The following is a 3,177-nucleotide window of genomic DNA, read 5'->3' on the forward strand; positions in this document are numbered from 1 at the left end:
CCAATCCACCCAACTTAACGGATTGCGCAATTAAATGATTTATATTCAATGATTTAATAAAAACACTTGATATCAATGTAAAAGCGCGGCCGCCAGTGTGGATTTTTGACACTCACTGCTCGCCATGTCCGTTCTTTCCATGTTGTTTCAAGATTTTTCTGCCCGTCTATGCTCCTCCGAATTCAGCAACGATGCCCGTCATCCCGATCATCCGGACCGCGTTCTCGCGCTGCCGAAAGCTGCCGCTACCGGCCTTGGTCGCCGTCATGTTGACCGGCATGCGCATGAGCATCCAGTCCGAACTGGACACCTTCTTCGCCCATCTGGCTCAGCAGGCCCAACTGATGCACAAGGTGTCCGAGCAAGCCTTCGCCAAAGCAAACCTCGTCCAACTGGGTCGCGCGTCCAATACCATCAACGCCCTGACAAGGAACGTGCACCAGACACCAAAAAGCCGCTGATCCCTTTCGAGGTCAGCGGCTTGGCTATTTGGTTGCGGGGACAGCTATCGAACAAACCGTCGAAACTCGCAGGAAAAGTGCGTTTGCGTCGTATTGGCTATCTCAGTTGCCCCCAAAGTTGCCCCACCTTTTTTGCGGGTGCCTTTGGGTGGAATTTTTGGCTTATTTCATGCGCGACTTCCGGCGCGACGCTGCCAGACCCAACAGGCCCAGTCCGAGCAATCCCAGCGTGGCTGGCTCTGGTACGTCGGAGCCGCCGATGCCTCCCGATCCGATGTCGACCCCTTGGTCGAAGCCGCCGCTGCTCCCGCTACAGCCCGTGATCGAAACACTGTCCTGGTTCAACGTTACCTGACTCGTGGCCGACAATAAGCGTCCACAAGCCATCTTCAGATTGCCATCGCTGCTAATGAGGTCATGCGCGAGGACATTTCCCTCAAACGTGGCGCCATTGAGCGTCGCCGCGCTGCGCACATTCCAGTACAGGCCAACGTTGTTGCCGCTGCCGACGTTGTTTACAAATACATTTGACGTGCTGGAGGTGATCAGAGTGCTTTCAAACTGAAAGACCCATACAGCATTGCTGTTGCCGCCGCCGTCGAGAAAGAGGTTGCCCATCAGGTTTACCGGCGCTGCACCCAAGGTGTAGGTGCCGGGAGCGATGACGCCGCCATGGAGGGCTTGCCATGCGTCGAGGTCGCCACCTAGTATCGTCGTTCCGACACCAAAGGCGGAAAGCGCGATGATCGCTGCATCGAGATCAAGTTGTGCCTGCTGCGCCGTGGAGGTATTGGCCTGCAATGATCCAGAACTGAAAACGTAGCCGCCACCGACTGAGGCATTCGGGGCAGACCCGAGATTTCCTCCGATGGTGCTGGTCGGGACGTTGGTGACTCCGCTGGCGCCGAGCACAGCGAAACTGGCTAGATCAGGGGCGAGTATTGGTGTCGCCGATGCCGACGAGACGCCAAGAATGATCGTCGCGCGCAACGCCAGGGTCGCCATCGATTTGAGCGCTCGAGCGCCGGAGGTGCGCGTTGGGTAGTTTGAGTCAATTCTCATAAGTGTCGCCTGAAGAAATCGAAGCTTCACAACTCATGAAGTTAATCTTGACAACCTATCTAGCATGATTCGTGCCTATGATTTTTTGTGATAATTAACAATGACTTATGATAGCAAGTAAATTTCGTCGTCATATTGTGTAAAATTTCTCGACAAGAAACAATTCCTCGCTAACAAAAGTGTGGAGCGAAAGGGCATCGCGTTTGCGTAAAGTTGAGCCGCACGCTCAGCGCAGCGGGGGGCAATCCACCCAATGACGGATTGTGCAATTAAATGATTTATATTCAATGATTCAATAAAAACACTTGACATCAATGTAAAAGCGCGGCCGCCAGTGGGAATTTTTGACACTCACTGCTCGCCATGTCCGTTCTTTCCATGTTGTTTCAAGATTTTTCTGCCCGTCTATGCTCCTCCGAATTCAGCAACGATGCCCGTCATCCCGATCATCCGACCGCGTTCTCGCGCTGCCGAAAGCTGCCGCTACCGGCCTTGGTCGCCGTCATGTTGACCGGCATGCGCATGAGCATCCAGTCCGAACTGGACACCTTCTTCGCCCATCTGGCTCAGCAGGCCCAACTGATACACAAGGTGTCCGAGCAAGCCTTCGCCAAAGCACGCGCCAAGCTATCCCTGACCGCCATTCCACGGCTCAACGATTGGCTCATTGCGCGTGCAGAGCGGGACGGTTTCGTGCCGCGCTGGTGCGGCCTGCGTTTGGTCGCAGCCGACGCCTCGACCGTGCGCTTCGGACTGCGCGCTAGCCATGTCAAACGCGCCGCTCTTGCCGATCAGATCCTGTTCGGCTTGTTCCTGCCCGGTCCGGACCTGATGCTCGCCGCCTCCCTGCACAGCGCCGGCGAACGCGGCGAACGGCAGTTCCTGGTCGAACATCTCGACCGCTTGTCCCCGACTGACCTGCTGCTACTCGACCGCGGCTATCCCTGCCGTTGGCTGGTGGCCTTGTTGAACCATCGCGCCATCAAATTTTGCATGCGCGTCGACCAGTCCCAAGCTGGCTTCGGCTGCGTGCGCGAGTTCGTGCTGTCGGGCGAGAGCGAGCGGATCGTCATGCTGCGCGCGCCGGACAAACAGGACGCGCTCGACTACGAGTGCCCGCGCAAGCCGCAGCGCGTGCGCCTGGTCCGCCACGTCGCCCCGAGCGGCGAGCAGCGCGTCCTGATGACCAATCTGTTCGATGAGAAGCTCTATCCGGCGAGCAGCTTCGGCGAACTCTACCATCAGCGCTGGAGCATTGAGGAGGCGTTCAAACGGCTCAAGCACCGTCTCAATCTGGAACACGTCACCGGCTTGTCGCAGCAGGCGGTGGTCCAGGACGTCGCGGCCAAGATCGTCTGCGACAACCTGCAGGCGTTGACCGCTTGTACCGCTCATGCCGATGCCGCATTGCCCGATAGCGAGCGTATCAATCATGCCTACGCCCACACCGCGCTCAAGCCGCTGCTGCCTATCCTTCTACTCGGAGGGAAAGTCAGTAGAAACGTCGGCAAGATGCTACGCACCCTGTTGGACCTGATCTCCGGACGGACGTATCGCCATAGGGAAAATGTATCCAAACCGCGCAAACAAGGCCGAAAACCGCATAAATCTATTACCCAGAAAAATTGTTGAACGCCTTAAGTTGGGTGGATTG

3 protein-coding genes are annotated in these 3,177 nt (G+C 56.7%); 2 read left to right on the forward strand and 1 reads right to left on the reverse strand.

Annotated elements, in window-relative coordinates; all coding sequences use genetic code 11:
• The first annotated feature begins 191 nt into the window (after window positions 1–191).
• Window positions 192–461, forward strand: coding sequence for a hypothetical protein (locus tag ACP7DD_RS26345; RefSeq protein WP_426178334.1), 270 nt, complete (start codon window positions 192–194; stop codon window positions 459–461).
• A gap of 162 nt (window positions 462–623) precedes the next feature.
• Here the strand turns inward: ACP7DD_RS26345 and ACP7DD_RS26350 are convergent, their stop codons facing one another.
• Window positions 624–1,523 (reverse strand): ice-binding family protein, encoded by a 900-nt coding sequence (locus ACP7DD_RS26350; RefSeq protein ID WP_426178336.1) that lies wholly within the window; start codon window positions 1,521–1,523, stop codon window positions 624–626.
• A 363-nt stretch (window positions 1,524–1,886) separates the two neighbouring features.
• On the opposite strand from ACP7DD_RS26350, the gene ACP7DD_RS26355 reads away from it, so the two are divergent.
• Complete coding sequence (locus ACP7DD_RS26355; RefSeq protein ID WP_426178338.1) at window positions 1,887–3,155, forward strand: IS4 family transposase; 1,269 nt, start codon at window positions 1,887–1,889, stop codon at window positions 3,153–3,155.
• Window positions 3,156–3,177: the final 22 nt, after the last annotated feature.

This window comes from Massilia sp. TWR1-2-2 (assembly GCF_049897565.1).
Lineage (GTDB): Bacteria > Pseudomonadota > Gammaproteobacteria > Burkholderiales > Burkholderiaceae_D > JAFCUW01.

Excerpts from the sequence above, each read along its gene's own strand:
- ACP7DD_RS26345 (WP_426178334.1), top strand. The coding sequence starts at position 192 with ATGCCCGTCATCCCGATCATCCGGACCGCGTTCTCGCGCTGCCGAAAG.
- ACP7DD_RS26350 (WP_426178336.1), bottom strand. The coding sequence starts at position 1,523 with ATGAGAATTGACTCAAACTACCCAACGCGCACCTCCGGCGCTCGAGCG.
- ACP7DD_RS26355 (WP_426178338.1), top strand. The coding sequence starts at position 1,887 with ATGTCCGTTCTTTCCATGTTGTTTCAAGATTTTTCTGCCCGTCTATGC.